Here is a 14417-nt window from a genome sequence, read left to right on the forward strand (position 1 = left end):
AATCACCATGTCTTTAGTCCAAGAAGCAGCAAAAACCGTCGAACTGCACCGCCCTGCGGCGCGCATCACCCTGCCCGAAGCGGCCACCTGGCCCATCGATGATGTGCTGGCCCTGTTCGACCTGCCTTTCAATGACCTGATGTTCAAGGCCCAGCAAACGCACCGCATCAACTTCCCCGATGGCGACGTGGAACTGGCGACCCTGTTGTCGATCAAGACGGGCGGCTGCGAGGAAGACTGCGGCTATTGCCCGCAGGCGGCCCGCTACGACACGGGCGTGGAAGCGAAAAAAATCCTCGACATCGACACCGTGCTCGACGCGGCACGCCAGGCAAAAGCCAACGGCGCCACGCGCTTCTGCATGGGCGCCGCATGGCGCGGCCCGAAGGACCGCGACATGGACAAAGTCGAAGAGATGGTCAGCAAAGTGAAAGCGCTGGGCCTGGAAACCTGTGCGACTCTGGGCATGCTGGAAGAGGGACAAGCGGACCGCCTGAAAAACGCGGGCCTCGACTTCTATAACCACAACCTCGACACGGCGCCGGAATTCTACGACAACGTCATCTCGACGCGCGAATACCAGGACCGCCTGGACACCCTGGGCCGCGTGCGCGAAGCGGGCTTGAAAGTATGCTGCGGCGGCATCGTCGGCATGGGCGAAACACGTCTGCAACGCGCGGGCCTGATCGCCCAGCTGGCCAATCTGAATCCATATCCGGAATCGGTGCCCGTGAACCATCTGGTGCAAGTGGAAGGCACGCCATTGTTTGGCCTGGAAGCGCTCGACCCGTTTGAATTCGTGCGCACGATCGCCGTTGCCCGCATCACCATGCCGAAAGCGCGCGTGCGTTTGTCGGCCGGCCGCCGCCAGATGGGCGAAGCCGTGCAAGCCATGTGCTTCCTGGCTGGCGCCAACTCCATCTTCTACGGCGACAAGCTGCTCACCACCGACAACCCGGAAGCGGAAGACGACCGCACCTTGCTGGGCAAACTGGGCCTGCAGACGCGCGGCGCCATGCTGGACTCGGTACAGAAAGAGAAGTGCGGCTGCTGATCCAGCCCTGTCGGGTTACGCCGTGCCGGCTAACCCGACCTACGAATACCGCCTCACCATCCGTAGGTCGGCTTAGCGCGCAGCGCGTAAGCCGACAAGCCAACAGACCAGGTCCGTCAAGAGACCGCTGCACCTTTGAGAGAATAGAGAGAGAGACCATGTTCACTAAAATCCTGATCGCCAACCGCGGCGAAATCGCCTGCCGTGTCGCCGCTACCGCGCGCCGCATGGGCATCCAGACTGTCGCCGTCTATTCGGAAGCGGACGCCAATGCCAAGCACGTCGCCGTGTGCGACGAGGCCGTGTTGATCGGCCCCGCGCCGGCCAAGGAAAGCTATCTGTGCGGCGACAAGATCATCGCCGTGGCGCTGGCAACAGGAGCGCAGGCGATTCACCCCGGCTACGGCTTCCTCTCCGAGAACGCCGACTTCGCCGACGCCTGCCACGCGGCAGGCCTGATCTTCATCGGCCCGCCGGCGTCCGCCATGCGCGCCATGGGTTCGAAGTCGGCCGCCAAGTCGCTGATGGAAAAAGCCAATGTGCCGCTGGTGCCCGGCTACCACGGCGAGGAACAGGATGCGGACTTTTTGCACGGCCAAGCCGACAAGATCGGCTACCCCGTGCTGCTGAAGGCTTCGGCCGGCGGCGGCGGCAAGGGCATGCGCGTGATCGAGCATGCCGATGATTTCAAGGCCGCGCTGGCCTCGTGCAAGCGCGAAGCGATCAGCTCTTTCGGCGACGACAAGGTGCTGGCCGAAAAATACCTGTCGCGCCCGCGGCATATCGAAATCCAGGTGTTCGCCGATACCCTGGGTAACTGCATCTACCTGTTCGAGCGCGATTGCTCGGTGCAGCGCCGCCATCAAAAGGTGCTGGAAGAAGCGCCGGCGCCCGGCATGCCGGCTGACCGCCGCGCGGCCATGGGCGAGGCGGCCGTCGCCGCCGCCAAGGCTGTCGGCTATGTGGGTGCGGGCACGGTGGAATTCATCGCCAACCAGGATGGTTCGTTCTACTTCATGGAGATGAACACGCGCCTGCAGGTCGAGCATCCGGTGACGGAAATGATCACCGGCACGGACCTGGTGGAATGGCAGTTGCGCGTCGCCTTTGGCGAGCCGCTGCCGAAAAAACAGAGCGAACTGACGATCCACGGCCACGCCATCGAGGCGCGCATCTATGCGGAAAATCCGGAAAAGGGCTTTTTGCCATCGATCGGCACCCTGCGCCACATGCAGTCGCCATCGGCCGTCACGTTCGAACTGGGTGGCACGGTCGTTCCAGCGTCCGTGCGCATCGATTCCGGCGTGCGCGAAGGCGACGCGATTTCGCCGTTCTACGACCCGATGATCGCCAAGCTGATCGTCTGGGGCGCGGACCGCCGCGAAGCGCTGGCACGCATGGCGCAGGCGCTGGCCGATTACCAGATCGTCGGCCTGGCCAGCAATATCGCCTTCCTGAAACGCCTGGTCGAAGGCCAGGCGTTTGCCAGCGCCGACCTCGATACGGGCCTCATCGAACGCAATCAAGCGTCGCTGTTCCCCGCCCTGCAGGCGGCGCCCGACACGGCCCTGGCGCTGGCGTCCGTCGCCCTGCTGCTGGAAGAAAAAGCGGCCGCCGAAGCACAGTCGGCCAACCGCGCCGACCCGTGGGGCAATGCCCTGGGCTGGCGCTTGAACAGCACCCTGGGACGCAGCCTGGCGTTTGCCGATGAATTCGCGCTCACTGGCGACAGCAAGGCCTATGCCGCGCGCATCGCCTACAAGACGGATGGCTGGCTGTTCAACGGCCAGCCCCTGACCCTGACGGCGCGCAAAGGCCTGGAACTGCACATCAAGCTCGGCGAGCGTGCCGTGCATGGCACCGTGCTGCGCGACGGGGAACAGTTCCACGTATTCAGCGGCGGCTTGCACTACACACTGCACTACAGCGATCCGATGGCCCATGCGGGCGAAGTGGAAGCGGAAGGCGGGCGCCTGACGGCGCCGATGCCGGGCAAGGTCGTCGCCGTGCTGGTCAACAAAGGACAGGACGTCAAGAAGGGCGAGCCTTTGGTCATCATGGAAGCGATGAAGATGGAACACACGATCGCCGCACCGCACGATGGCTTGGTGGAAGACGTGCTGTATGCCGTTGGCGACCAGGTGGCCGATGGCGCGCCGCTGCTGGCCTTCAAGGCTGCCGCGTAAGAGAACGCCATGCGCATCCTTTTACAACGTTCGGACGGCAAGGAAGCGGCGTGGATCAGCGACTTCCGCGACTTGCTGCCCGAGGCCGACATTATCTTCTGGCGCGAAGGCGAAGCAGTGGCGCCGTGCGACTACGCCGTCGTGTGGCAGCCGCCCGCCGCCATGCTGCCCGAGCTGGCCCACGTGAAAGCCATCTTCAACACGGGTGCCGGCGTCGACGCGCTGTTGAAATTTGGCGAGGCGCTGCCCGCCCACGTGCCGCTGGTGCGCCTGGACGACGCGGGCATGGGCGTGCAGATGGCCGAATATGTGAGCCACGCCGTGCTGCGCCACTTCCGCCGTTTCGACGATTACGAGGCGCAGGGCCGCGCCGGTATCTGGCAACCGCTACCCGCATTCGACAGGGTGGATTTCCCCGTCGGCGTGCTGGGCATGGGCGTGCTGGGCACGCGCGTGCTGCAAGCACTGGCGCAGTTCGAATTCCCCTTGCGCGGATGGAGCCGCAGCCGCAAGCACGTCGATGGCGTGCAGTGCTATGCGGGCGAAGAGGGACTCGAAGCATTCCTGCGCGGCACGCGCGTGCTGGTGTGCATGCTGCCGCTCACGCCGGACACGCACAATCTGCTCGACCGCGCGCGCCTGTCGATGCTGCTGCCGGGCGCCTATGTCATCAACGTGGCGCGCGGCGCGCATATCGCCGAACCGGATCTGCTGACCCTGATCCGCTCCGGGCACATCGCCGGAGCGACGCTGGACGTGTTCCGCAACGAACCGCTGCCGCAGCAGCACCCGTTCTGGCAAGAACCACGCATCACCATCACGCCGCATATTTCGGCCGCCACCCTGCGCCGCGAAAGCGTGGCGCAGATCGCCGCCAAGATGCGCCGCCTGCAAGCCGGAGACTCTGTCGCCGGCATCGTCAACCGTTTGCAAGGATATTGAAATGCATGCTCAAGCTAGTTTGCCGAAACAGGTCAAGATCGTCGAAGTAGGTCCGCGCGACGGCCTGCAAAACGAGAAGGACACCATCAGCGCCGCCGTCAAGATCGAACTGGTCGACCGCCTGACCCTGGCCGGCTTCGCCAATATCGAGGCGGCATCGTTCGTCTCGCCGAAATGGGTGCCGCAGATGGCCACCAGCGCGGAAGTGATGGAAAAGATCGCGCGCCGCGCCGGCACGATCTATTCCGCGCTGACGCCGAACATGCAGGGTTTCGAGGCGGCGCTGGCGGCGAAGGCCGATGAAGTGGTGATCTTCGGCTCCGCCTCCGAGGCGTTCTCGCAAAAGAACATCAACTGCTCGATCGCCGAATCGATCGCCCGCTTCGAAGGCGTGGCGAAGGCGGCCAAGGAACACGGTCTGCGCCTGCGCGGCAGCATCAGCTGCGCCTTCGGCTGCCCCTACCAGGGCGATGTGCCGCTGGACGCCGTGGCCGACGTGGTGGGCCGCATGCGCGACCTCGGCTGCGACGAGATCGACATCGCCGACACCATCGGCGTGGCCACGCCGCGCAAAACGCAGGCGGTGATGCAACGCGCCATCGCAGCCTTCCACGTGGGCGGCCTGTCCGGCCACTTCCACGACACCTATGGCCAGGCGCTGGCGAATATCTACGCCAGCCTGGAAACGGGTATCGCGATCTATCACTCGTCCGTATCCGGCCTGGGCGGCTGCCCCTACGCCAAGGGCGCCACCGGCAATGTGGCGACCGAAGACGTGCTGTACATGATGCAGGGACTGGGGATTGCCACCGGCATCGACCTCGACCTCGTGGTCGATGCGGGGCAGTTCATCTCGCAGCAGCTGGGACGCAAGGGTTCCAGCCGGGCGGGCAATGCCATCGCGGCGAAACGCCTCGCTGCGTAGGTCGGATGAGCGTGGCAACGCCACGCGTAATCCGAGGTCACCGAGGTCATGGCCAACACTGTTGTCGGGTTACGCGCTTGGCGCTAACCCGAGCTACGCCAACTTATTCCGTCTTGCCTGAACCGTACAGACGAAAAAAAACCCAAGAGCCGAAACTCTTGGGTTTTTTCTACAAATTTGGTCGGAGTACAAGGATTCGAACCTTGGACCCCCTGGTCCCAAACCAGGTGCGCTACCGGGCTGCGCCACACTCCGAAGACCAAGATAATACAGGCCGTATCGACTTCGGTCAAGGGTCAGGTGAAACTCTATGTAAATTATTTACGGGCGGCACTGGAACCCATGTATTTTTCAAAACGATTGAAGTATGCGACACTGGCTTGGCAAGTTTTCCCGATCAGACATGAAGGCGACGACGGCAATGGAGTTCAGGATAGAAAGAAGCGACGGCGGCCGGCCCATGCCGAACCGCCGCGGCATCGTGCTGGGCATAGCCGTGTCCTTGCTGCTGCATGGCGCCTTGCTCTATCTGTGGCGCCATGTGCAGCCGCCTGTCCAGCAGGACACGGCACCGCGCGTGGAGTCAATCGCCGTGTGGATACGTCCGCTGGCCGCCAAGGCACCTCCGCCGCCTGTCGAAGTCGTCAAGCCGAAACGCGAACCCAAGCCCATCAGCAAACCGAAACTCGCCACTGCCCGGGAAACGCCGGCGGCGGCCACGGCGCCGGCGGCCAGCCCGCAAGCCATCACTGTCGTGCCGGCATCACCGGCCACGCCGGCGGCCAGTACCGATACCTTCAGGCAAGAAACCCCGGAAACGCCGAAATTCGATATGGAAGCGGCCAGAAGAACGGCGCGCAAGATGGCCGGCGAGCGCGATCCATCCAAGGTGGGCACGGCCGTGGGGCAAATCCCCGACAAGCCGCTGCAAACGGAAACCCAGCTGGCGCGCGACATCGCGCAAGGCAAGCGCGGCGATTGCCGCACCGCCTATTCAGGCGCAGGCTTGCTGGCGCCCGTGCTGATGTTGCTCGACAAGAAGGATAGCGGCTGCAAATGGTAACAATTTAACAATACACCCATTTTGGGTGGGCCGTCATCCGCTTATTCCTGCCCCTTCAACTGCAACGCCCGTTCATACAGAGCGTTTTTCTTGCGGCCCGTGATTTGCGCCGTCAAATTCGCCGCCTGCTTGACGCTGCATTCGGCCAATAAAATGTTCAGGATGCGTTCCGCTTCCACGTCTTCCGCGTCCTGCGCTTCCGTGGCGCCTTCCAGCAGGACGACGAACTCTCCCTTTTCGCGGTGCGCATCGGCGCGTATCCACGCCTCCGCTTCCGACAGGGGGCAGCGGTGGATTTCCTCGAACAGTTTCGTCAGTTCGCGCGCGAACACCACCTGGCGCGTCGGCTCGAACGCTTCCACCAGGGCCGTGGCGCAATCGAGGATGCGGTGCGGCGCCTCGTAAAACACCATCGTTGCCGTCACGCCACGCAGGCTGTGCAGCATGTTTTCGCGCTGCTTGGCCTTGGCTGGCAGGAAGCCGACAAAGTAAAACTGGTCATTCAACAGGCCGCTGGCGGAAATGGCGGTAATCGCCGCCGAAGGGCCGGGCAGGGGCAGCACGCGCAGGCCGGCCGCGCGCACGGCGTCGACGATGCGCGCGCCGGGGTCGGAAACGGCCGGCGTGCCCGCGTCGGAAACGAGGGCGATGCGCTCGCCGGCGTGCAGGCGGGCAATCAGGGTCTGCGCCACTTCGCGCTCGTTATGTTGATGCGCCGCAATTAACGGCTTGTTCAGGCCAAAGCGCGTCAGCAGGTGCGCCGTGTTGCGCGTATCTTCACAGGCGACGGCATCGGCAAGGCTCAGCAGATGCAGCGCGCGCAGGCTGATATCGGTCACATTGCCGATCGGCGTGGCCACTATATACAATGTTGCGATAGGATAGACCTGGTGCGCCGCCTCTGTCATGATGGGCAGGCTGGCGATGGAACTGATTTCTTGTACGGTCATTTTGGAGGTTAAATGCTTGCTAATAGTGTGAAGTTACTGCTTGTTTGTGCCGCGACCGGCATGCTGAGCGCTTGCAGCACGCCTTGCGACGCGCCCGGGCAATTGTGCGCGCCTATTGAATCTAACACAAGGGCGCTGCCGCCACCGAAGCCGCTGCCACCGCCCGTGCCGCCCAAGCCGCCCGCACCCGAACCGGTGACATTTGCCGTGGCCGTGCCCGATATCACCGCGTACGACGGCAATGGCGCCCCGCTGGCGCCCATCAATACCAAGCCGGCGACGGGCACGCCGCAAGACATGCCGGCCGCCACGGCACCGGCACCGTCCGACGGCAAGGCCCACCACATCGGCCTGCTGCTGCCGCTGCGCTCGGCTTCCCTGGGTCCGGCCGCCGAACTGCTGCGCGCCGGTTTCATGGCCGCATACGAGCGCGACCGAAGCGGCTTTGAAGTGACGGTGATCGATACGGGCGACGGCAGCAGCGACGTCCTGAACAAGTTTGCGCAAGCACAGGAGGAACAGGACATCGTCGTGGGGCCTTTGTCGCGCTCGGCCGTCACGGCCGTGGCGAACAGCGACCTGGTGCGCAAACCGACGATCGCCCTGAACCACCCGGACAACCGCGGCGAGGCGCGCCTGCCGGCCAAACTGCTGGTGATGGGCCTGTCGATCGAGGCGGAAGCGCGCCAGGTCGCCGCCTGGGCCGCCAGCGAACAGCCTGGCGCCAGCGCGCTGGTCCTGTCGGCCGGATCGCCCTCGCAGCGCCGCATCAGCGCCGCCTTCAAGCAGGAATGGCTGCGCCAGGGCGGCAAGATCGAGACGATGGACTTGACGGCCACGAATGGCTACCTGAGCGATGCCGAACTGGTGCAACTGCGCGCACGCCTGGCCGCGACGCCGCCGGGACTGCTGTTTGCCGCGCTCGACGCCGACCAGGCGCGCCAGCTGCGCGTGGCCATCGGCGGCGACTTGCCCCTGTATGGCACCTCATCCTTGAATCCCGGCGCCGGGCGCGGCGCCAGCGGCCCCGAGCTCGACGGCGCGCGCCTGCTGGACCTGCCGTGGCAAGTGCAGCGCGACCATCCACAAGTGATGGTCTATCCACAGCCGCCGCAACCGGCCGACACCCGCCTGACGGCCGACATGGAGCGTCTGTACGCACTGGGCATCGATGCCTTCCGCGTGGCGCGCGAAGTGGCGCTGCGCCCGAACGCGCCATTTACCCTTGATGGCGTGACGGGCCGCCTGGCCGTGCGCTTCGAGGGTGATCAAAGCGTATTCGAACGCACGGAACAGGCCGCCACCTACCAGCAGGGCGTGCTGGGTACCTGGCCACCGGCCGCGCCTGTCGCCGTGCCGCCGGCCCAGTAAGGACACGCCATGCCTCCCCTGCCGTTCCAGAATAAACAGGCACGGGGACGGCAAGGGGAAGACGATGCGCTCGCGTATCTGCTGCTGCAAGGCTTGGTGCTGCTACAACGTAACTATCTGTGCAAGGGCGGCGAGCTGGATCTGATCATGCGCGATGGCCCCTCCATCGTTTTCGTCGAAGTGCGGCTACGCAGCAGTGCCGCCTTCGGCGGCGCCCTGGCCAGCATTACGCCGGCCAAGCAGCGGCGCATGGTGGTGGCCGCGCAAACCTGGCTGCTGGGGCAGAAGGCGCTGCCGCCGTGCCGCTTCGACGCGCTGGCCATCGATGGCGGGCGCATCAGCTGGCTGAAGAACATCCTCGATATGTAAGCATTTTTAACAGTGCTTGTCCGCCATGCCGCGCGCCTGCACTATAATCGGCAGACTATGAATAATCAACGCATCCTCTCGCACTTCCACGAAAGTGCCGAACTCAAGATCCAGGCCGCTACCGTACTGGCGCAACCCATTGCGCAGGCGATCGACCTGATGTTTTATGCATTGTCCAACGGCAACAAGATCCTCGCCTGCGGCAACGGCGGTTCCGCCGCCGACTGCCAGCATTTCGCAGCCGAGCTGGTCGGACGCTTCGAACGCGAGCGCTTTCCGCTGCCGGCCCTGGCGCTGACGACAGATACGTCGATCCTGACGGCCGTGGCGAACGACTACAGCTACCGCGAGATCTTCTCGAAGCAGGTGCAGGCCTTCGGCCAGGCCGGCGACATCCTGCTGGCCATCTCCACGTCGGGCAATTCGGCCAACGTGATGGCCGCCGTGGAAGCGGCGCTCGAGCGCGAAATGCGCGTCGTGGCGCTGACGGGCAAGGACGGCGGCGCCATCGGCAAGATGCTGACGGACGCCGACGTGCATATCTGCGTGCCGGCCGAGCGCACGGCGCGCATCCAGGAAGTCCATCTGACCACCATACATTGCATCTGCGACGGCATCGATGTCGCCCTATTCGGAGGAGACGTGAATGACTAAATTCGGTACTGGCCCAGGCTGGAAACGCGTACAACGCCCGCTGGCCACCGCACTGCTGTGCGGCGCCATGCTCACCTCGCTCACCGGCTGCATCGAACTGATGGTCGGCGGCGCGGTGATGGGCGGCGTTGCCGCAGCGGACCGCCGCACCCTGGGCGCGCAGACCGAAGACAAGTCGATCGCCCTCAAAGGCGAGTCGCGCATCCCCTCCATCGTCGGCGACGTGGGCCACGTGAATGTCACCAGCTTCAACCGCCGCGTCCTGCTGACGGGCGAAGTGCGCGATGAAGCGATGAAAAATGCCGTCGAGCGCGAAGTGCGCAATATCGAGGGCGTGGAATCGGTGGCCAATGAACTGATCATCGCCGGTCCGGCCAGCTACACCTCGCGCTCGAACGACGCGCTGATCACCACCAAGGTCAAGGCCAGCCTGGTCGACATGAAAACCATTTCGGCTGCCTCGTTCAAGGTCGTCACCGAGAACGCCACCGTCTTCCTGATGGGCAGAGTCACCCAGCGCGAAGGCACGGTCGCGGCCGACGTGGCGCGCGGCGTGGGCGGCGTGCAGAAAGTGGTCAAGCTGTTCGATTACATTTCGGAAGCGGAACTGAAGCAATTGCAACCCGATCCGGCGCCAGCACGCACGACGAGCAGCGCCAGCGACACGGTCCAGCAATAAGCGGCATCCCCCATCCGGCCTACGGCGCCAGACTGATGATGCGTCTATAATGGACGCATCGTAGCGCTACTCTATTGAAAACCATGTCAACTTCGCCATCCGCAAGCAAGTCCTGGATCAAACCAGCCCTGATCGCCGTCTTCGTGGCGGGCGTGGCGGCGGCAGCCTACCTGTCGCTGAATGACAAGCAAAGCGCGCCGGACGTGACCTTCCACGGCATCCATGGCGAGAAAATCACCTCGTCCAGCCTGCGCGGCAAGGTGGTGATGGTCAATTTCTGGGCTACCTCGTGCACCACATGCGTGGCGGAAATGCCGGACATGGTCGATACCTACAACAAGTACAAGGGGCAGGGACTGGAATTCGTGGCCGTGGCCATGAAATACGATCCGGCCAACTACGTGCTGAACTTCGCCGAAACACGCCAGCTGCCGTTCAAGGTGGCACTCGACGTGACGGGCGAGGCGGCCAAGGCCTACGGCGACGTGGCCCTGACGCCCACCACCTTCGTGCTCGACAAGCAGGGCAAGATCCTCAAGCGCTACGTGGGCAAGCCCGAGTTTGCCGAACTGCACAAGCTGCTGGAAACCGCCATCGCCGGTTGATCCAACGCAAAAATACCCGCTCTACACCGCACAAAACTCTGTTGCCAAGTGTTGCCAAACTGTTATAACCTTCCCAAGTGTGATTTCCACTCACCTTGTGAAGGCCAGCCGTGTCCCCAGCCGCTCAATCGCTCGACCCGCAGCAACTGAAAGCCTGGCTGCTTGCCGCCGGTAACAAGGACGCCACCGCGTTCCGCCACCTCTATCACTCCACCTCATCGAAACTGTTTGGCTTTGCGCTGCGTATATTGCATAAGCAAGAGCTCGCTGAAGAAGCCTTGCAAGAGGGGTTCGTCGCCATCTGGAACAATGCCGCCACTTACCAGAGCCATCTGGCGGCGCCGATGACCTGGATGGCCACCATCGTGCGCAACAAGGCGTTCGATGTGCTGCGGCGCAGCGACGATACCGTGGAAATCGATGCCGAACAATTTGATAGCGAAGTCATGAATGCACTCCGGGATCCCCAGGCCACGCCGATCGAGTCGCTGCAACTGAGCGGTGACGCCAAGGCGCTGGCGTTTTGCATGTCCGCCCTGGAAGGGCTGCACCGGCAGGTGGTCGCCTTGGCCTTCTATCATGACCTGTCGCACAGCGAAGTGGCGCAGCAGATGTCGCTGCCGATCGGCACCGTGAAGACCTGGATACGCCGCAGCCTGGAACGGCTGCGCACGTGCCTGGCGAAACGGGAGGCATCATGAATATCCGCGGCAATGACGTGCTGCGCCAGAAACTGGCGTCCGAATACGTGCTGGGCACCCTGAAAGGGGGCGCGCGGCGGCGTTTCGAAGGCTGGCTGCACAACGACGCCGACTTGCGCAATATCACGGCCGAATGGCGCCAGCGCCTGGAACCGATGGCGGAATTTGCCACGCCCGTGGCGCCGCCCAAACGCGTGTGGCAGCAGATCGAGCAGCGCCTGCACCTGGCGCCGCAAGGCGGCTGGTCGTTGTGGCGCGATTCGCTGTCGTTCTGGCGTTCGCTGGGCATGGCCTCGAGCGCCATCGCCGCGCTGCTGGTGATCGTCGTGGCCACGCGCGTGATGGACGCGCCGCAAATCAGCTATGTCGCCAGCCTGACGGACGAGAAAGCGCAAACGGCCCTGCTGCTGACGGCCGACAGCCGCCACGGCGCGCTCGAGGTGCGCATGGTGGGCAACGCGCCCGTGCCGAGCGATAAGGATCTGGAACTGTGGGCCGTGCCGAAGAGCGGCAACCCGCGCTCCTTGGGTTTATTGGCCGACAAGGGCAGCGTGAAACTGGCGTTGTCCCAGCGCGCCATCGGCAACGACGTGGCCCTGCTGGCCGTTACCCTGGAGCCGAAAGGCGGTTCGCCGGATCCGAACGGACCGACGGGACCAATCTTGTACAAGGGTAACTGGGTGAAAATTTAGTCTTATTTAGGATACAGAATCATCTGCGTACAGCGGAACAGGGCAATCGTCTTGCCCGTTTCCTTGCTTTTCACCACGGCATCCCACACCTGCGTGTTGCGGCCCTTGTGCTCAACCTTGGCCGTGCAGGTGAGCGTGCCTTCGCGGGCCGTGCCCAGGTGGTTCGATTTCAGTTCGATGGTCGTGAAATTGCTGGCGCCCTCGGGCAGGTTGACGATGCAGCCATAGCCGGAAGCCGTGTCGGCCAGGGTCACCACGCTGCCCGCGTGCAGATAGCCATTCGGCGCCAGCAGATGCGGCAGCACGGGCAATTCCGCCGTCAGCTGGCCGTCGCCCACTGCCGTGATGACGATGCCCAGGTGGCCAGGCAGGCGGCCGGTGCCGCGTTCATTCAACATTGCTACGGTGATCTCGGGATTGCTCATGCTGGTCCTTGTGCGGGTGAATCCGGACAGCGGATCTGCCGGAGAATACTATGATGATAGCAACTTTCCCCGCATCGGTTTGGCAGCCGCTTATTTCCGGCGACGCCGCCGTTTCCACCACACCAACGTCCCCGTCAGCAGGAACAGCAGCGGCATCAGGCCGAACACCGTGATAAAGGCGCGCCCGGCCACGCCAAAAGCCTGGCCTGAGTGCAGGGGAAATTGCCAGCCCAGGAAGACGTCGCCGGCCGGCGCCCGCAAGGGATCGCGTATGCGCAGGGGCAAGCCGCTGCGCGCATCCAGGGTGATGCGCGTGGCGCCGTCGCCGTGGGCGATTTCACCGGGCTGGCGCACGCGCACGTCATACGGCTGGTCCTTTTTCGCCGGCAGCACGATGCGCGACACGCGCGCCTGCGGATACAGCTTCTGCGCGGCGGCCATGGCCTGGCCCGCATCGAGCACGGCGCCGTCCTGCTGCACATTCTTCAGTTTGGCCGTGTCCGGCACCGTCGATACGAGCGCCACCAGCGGCACGATCAATTGCGGCAAATTGAAATAGATGCCGGAAAAGGCGAGCATGGCCAGCACGGGCGCGGCAAAGAAACCGGCTGCCTTGTGGAACGTATAGTTGAAGCGGGGCCAGGAGCCGCCATGCGACACCGTCAAGGCACGCCTGATCGCCAGCCACTGCAGGCGCGGCCACCACAGATAGACGCCGCTCAAGGCCATCAGCAGCAGCATCACGCCCGAGATGCCCGTAATGGTCTTGCCCACCTCGCCGGACAATACATAGCGGTGCAGATGAAACATGCCCGACATCAGCAACGGGCGCGTGAGGCCGAAACGCCCCCAGTCGCGCTCGCCTTTGACTTGCAAGGTGTAGGGATCGACCATCACCTGACGCACGATGGCCTGGCTGAAAGGGGATGGCGTGCCCGCCTGGCGGTATGAGGCCACGTACACGTCGCGCGCATCGGCCGGTGGATTGAGCTGGCTCGGCTTGCCGTAAGCAGGGTCGGCCGTGAGTCCGTCCACCACGGCTTGCAGCGTGCGCGGCGTGACCTGGAATACCTGGCCAGGCGCGGGCGTGCTCGCCTGCAACAGTGTGGGATTGAGCCAGGCATCGAGTTCCGGCATCCAGGCGATAGCCGACCCCGTCAAGCCCAGCAGGACGAACAGGGCGCCAAACCACAGTCCCGCATACAGGTGCAGCTTGGCAAACAACCACTTGATCGAACGTTGCGACATGGAAACTTTGGGAAATTTGGGCTGCGAAACGATAGCATGAAAGGCCCGGAGTGAAAATCATTATCAGCTGGCATTCTGTCCTGCCCGCGCAGCGCAAATGAATTGCAACAAGCGCTGACAGCGGGGCGATTTTCTTGCTACTATGCGCCCATGTCTTCCCGCCAGCCCACCCGCACGCCTTACGGCGAGCCTGCCCATCACGGTGCCGCCGCCCTCGCGCGCACGCCGTGGCGGCTGTGCGTGGCGCTGTTCAGCGCGCTGGCCCTCGTGTTCCTGCTGTCGACGGCCGCCTCGCACCTGCACAAGACGACCCTCGACGCGGAAGAGTGCGCGCTGTGCGCCACCGTCATCGACAAGGTGGCCGACATCGCCGTGCCGCCGGCCATCGTCGAGCCGCCCGCCCAATTACTGCCATACCGCCTGCTGGCCCTGGCTCCCGCCACCCTGGCACCCATCGCCGCCCTCATCCTGCCGCCCGTGCGCGGCCCGCCTGCCGCCTCGTTGTAGTTCCCACGCTGTTTTTATCCTTTTTTCAGGCTGCACCGCCGCGTCC

General features: G+C 64.0%; 16 protein-coding genes and 1 tRNA gene. 13 read left to right on the forward strand and 4 right to left on the reverse strand.

Features of this window, described 5'->3' with window-relative positions; translation table 11 throughout:
- Nucleotides 1-7 precede the first annotated feature (7 nt).
- The 4 genes from bioB (at nucleotide 8) to U0004_RS01010 (ending at nucleotide 5107) form a co-directional block, all read left to right on the forward strand.
- Nucleotides 8-1054 (forward strand): biotin synthase BioB, encoded by a 1047-nt coding sequence (bioB, locus tag U0004_RS00995; protein WP_034782789.1) that lies wholly within the window; start codon nucleotides 8-10, stop codon nucleotides 1052-1054.
- 158 nt (nucleotides 1055-1212) lie between these two features.
- Complete coding sequence (locus U0004_RS01000; protein ID WP_070257906.1) at nucleotides 1213-3240, forward strand: acetyl/propionyl/methylcrotonyl-CoA carboxylase subunit alpha; 2028 nt, start codon at nucleotides 1213-1215, stop codon at nucleotides 3238-3240.
- Between the two features lie 9 nt (nucleotides 3241-3249).
- Nucleotides 3250-4182 carry a 2-hydroxyacid dehydrogenase gene (locus U0004_RS01005; RefSeq protein ID WP_070257905.1) on the forward strand — a complete coding sequence of 311 codons (933 nt, stop codon included), beginning with the start codon at nucleotides 3250-3252 and terminating at the stop codon, nucleotides 4180-4182.
- Nucleotide 4183: 1 nt separating this feature from the next.
- A complete protein-coding gene (locus U0004_RS01010; protein ID WP_070257904.1) occupies nucleotides 4184-5107 on the forward strand; it encodes a hydroxymethylglutaryl-CoA lyase in 924 nt (307 codons plus the stop codon).
- Nucleotides 5108-5285: 178 nt separating this feature from the next.
- On the opposite strand, the gene U0004_RS01015 is transcribed toward U0004_RS01010, so the two are convergent.
- Nucleotides 5286-5362: transfer RNA gene (locus U0004_RS01015), tRNA-Pro, on the reverse strand.
- Between the two features lie 205 nt (nucleotides 5363-5567).
- Here U0004_RS01015 and U0004_RS01020 point away from each other — a divergent pair.
- The gene (locus U0004_RS01020) at nucleotides 5568-6170 is read left to right on the forward strand and encodes a hypothetical protein (RefSeq protein WP_070257903.1); all 603 of its coding nucleotides are present in this window, start codon (nucleotides 5568-5570) and stop codon (nucleotides 6168-6170) included.
- Between the two features lie 41 nt (nucleotides 6171-6211).
- Here the strand turns inward: U0004_RS01020 and rsmI are convergent, their stop codons facing one another.
- Nucleotides 6212-7120, reverse strand: a complete 909-nt coding sequence (rsmI, locus tag U0004_RS01025; RefSeq protein ID WP_034782777.1) for a 16S rRNA (cytidine(1402)-2'-O)-methyltransferase — start codon at nucleotides 7118-7120, stop codon at nucleotides 6212-6214.
- 165 nt (nucleotides 7121-7285) lie between these two features.
- Here rsmI and U0004_RS01030 point away from each other — a divergent pair, with 165 nt between their 5' ends.
- The 7 genes from U0004_RS01030 (at nucleotide 7286) to U0004_RS01060 (ending at nucleotide 12191) form a co-directional block, all read left to right on the forward strand.
- The gene (locus U0004_RS01030) at nucleotides 7286-8491 is read left to right on the forward strand and encodes a penicillin-binding protein activator (RefSeq protein WP_081345741.1); all 1206 of its coding nucleotides are present in this window, start codon (nucleotides 7286-7288) and stop codon (nucleotides 8489-8491) included.
- 9 nt (nucleotides 8492-8500) lie between these two features.
- Nucleotides 8501-8860, forward strand: coding sequence for a YraN family protein (locus tag U0004_RS01035; RefSeq protein ID WP_070257901.1), 360 nt, complete (start codon nucleotides 8501-8503; stop codon nucleotides 8858-8860).
- A gap of 57 nt (nucleotides 8861-8917) precedes the next feature.
- The gene (locus U0004_RS01040) at nucleotides 8918-9514 is read left to right on the forward strand and encodes a phosphoheptose isomerase (protein WP_034752465.1); all 597 of its coding nucleotides are present in this window, start codon (nucleotides 8918-8920) and stop codon (nucleotides 9512-9514) included.
- A complete protein-coding gene (locus U0004_RS01045) occupies nucleotides 9507-10193 on the forward strand; it encodes a BON domain-containing protein (protein WP_070257900.1) in 687 nt (228 codons plus the stop codon). Before U0004_RS01040 ends, U0004_RS01045 begins: the two co-directional genes overlap by 8 nt.
- Nucleotides 10194-10276: 83 nt before the next feature.
- Nucleotides 10277-10798 carry a peroxiredoxin family protein gene (locus tag U0004_RS01050; RefSeq protein ID WP_070257899.1) on the forward strand — a complete coding sequence of 174 codons (522 nt, stop codon included), beginning with the start codon at nucleotides 10277-10279 and terminating at the stop codon, nucleotides 10796-10798.
- 110 nt (nucleotides 10799-10908) lie between these two features.
- A complete protein-coding gene (locus U0004_RS01055; protein WP_070257898.1) occupies nucleotides 10909-11499 on the forward strand; it encodes a sigma-70 family RNA polymerase sigma factor in 591 nt (196 codons plus the stop codon).
- Nucleotides 11496-12191, forward strand: a complete 696-nt coding sequence (locus U0004_RS01060) for an anti-sigma factor (protein ID WP_070257897.1) — start codon at nucleotides 11496-11498, stop codon at nucleotides 12189-12191. Before U0004_RS01055 ends, U0004_RS01060 begins: the two co-directional genes overlap by 4 nt.
- Nucleotides 12192-12193: 2 nt before the next feature.
- Here U0004_RS01060 and U0004_RS01065 read toward each other — a convergent pair whose 3' ends face one another.
- Nucleotides 12194-12616, reverse strand: coding sequence for a PaaI family thioesterase (locus U0004_RS01065; protein ID WP_070257896.1), 423 nt, complete (start codon nucleotides 12614-12616; stop codon nucleotides 12194-12196).
- A 90-nt stretch (nucleotides 12617-12706) separates the two neighbouring features.
- Nucleotides 12707-13864: a PepSY-associated TM helix domain-containing protein gene (locus U0004_RS01070; protein WP_070257895.1), complete on the reverse strand. Its 1158-nt coding sequence runs from the start codon at nucleotides 13862-13864 to the stop codon at nucleotides 12707-12709.
- A 150-nt stretch (nucleotides 13865-14014) separates the two neighbouring features.
- Here U0004_RS01070 and U0004_RS01075 point away from each other — a divergent pair, with 150 nt between their 5' ends.
- On the forward strand, nucleotides 14015-14371 hold the full coding sequence (locus tag U0004_RS01075; RefSeq protein WP_070257894.1) for a hypothetical protein: 357 nt from the start codon (nucleotides 14015-14017) through the stop codon (nucleotides 14369-14371).
- Nucleotides 14372-14417 lie beyond the last annotated feature (46 nt).

This window comes from Janthinobacterium lividum (assembly GCF_034424625.1).
GTDB lineage: Bacteria > Pseudomonadota > Gammaproteobacteria > Burkholderiales > Burkholderiaceae_D > Janthinobacterium > Janthinobacterium lividum.

Excerpts from the sequence above, each read along its gene's own strand:
- U0004_RS01040 (WP_034752465.1), top strand. The coding sequence starts at position 8,918 with ATGAATAATCAACGCATCCTCTCGCACTTCCACGAAAGTGCCGAACTC.
- U0004_RS01045 (WP_070257900.1), top strand. The coding sequence starts at position 9,507 with ATGACTAAATTCGGTACTGGCCCAGGCTGGAAACGCGTACAACGCCCG.
- U0004_RS01070 (WP_070257895.1), bottom strand. The coding sequence starts at position 13,864 with ATGTCGCAACGTTCGATCAAGTGGTTGTTTGCCAAGCTGCACCTGTAT.
- rsmI (WP_034782777.1), bottom strand. The coding sequence starts at position 7,120 with ATGACCGTACAAGAAATCAGTTCCATCGCCAGCCTGCCCATCATGACA.
- U0004_RS01065 (WP_070257896.1), bottom strand. The coding sequence starts at position 12,616 with ATGAGCAATCCCGAGATCACCGTAGCAATGTTGAATGAACGCGGCACC.
- U0004_RS01010 (WP_070257904.1), top strand. The coding sequence starts at position 4,184 with ATGCATGCTCAAGCTAGTTTGCCGAAACAGGTCAAGATCGTCGAAGTA.
- U0004_RS01005 (WP_070257905.1), top strand. The coding sequence starts at position 3,250 with ATGCGCATCCTTTTACAACGTTCGGACGGCAAGGAAGCGGCGTGGATC.
- U0004_RS01060 (WP_070257897.1), top strand. The coding sequence starts at position 11,496 with ATGAATATCCGCGGCAATGACGTGCTGCGCCAGAAACTGGCGTCCGAA.
- U0004_RS01000 (WP_070257906.1), top strand. The coding sequence starts at position 1,213 with ATGTTCACTAAAATCCTGATCGCCAACCGCGGCGAAATCGCCTGCCGT.
- U0004_RS01050 (WP_070257899.1), top strand. The coding sequence starts at position 10,277 with ATGTCAACTTCGCCATCCGCAAGCAAGTCCTGGATCAAACCAGCCCTG.
- bioB (WP_034782789.1), top strand. The coding sequence starts at position 8 with ATGTCTTTAGTCCAAGAAGCAGCAAAAACCGTCGAACTGCACCGCCCT.
- U0004_RS01075 (WP_070257894.1), top strand. The coding sequence starts at position 14,015 with ATGTCTTCCCGCCAGCCCACCCGCACGCCTTACGGCGAGCCTGCCCAT.
- U0004_RS01020 (WP_070257903.1), top strand. The coding sequence starts at position 5,568 with ATGCCGAACCGCCGCGGCATCGTGCTGGGCATAGCCGTGTCCTTGCTG.
- U0004_RS01035 (WP_070257901.1), top strand. The coding sequence starts at position 8,501 with ATGCCTCCCCTGCCGTTCCAGAATAAACAGGCACGGGGACGGCAAGGG.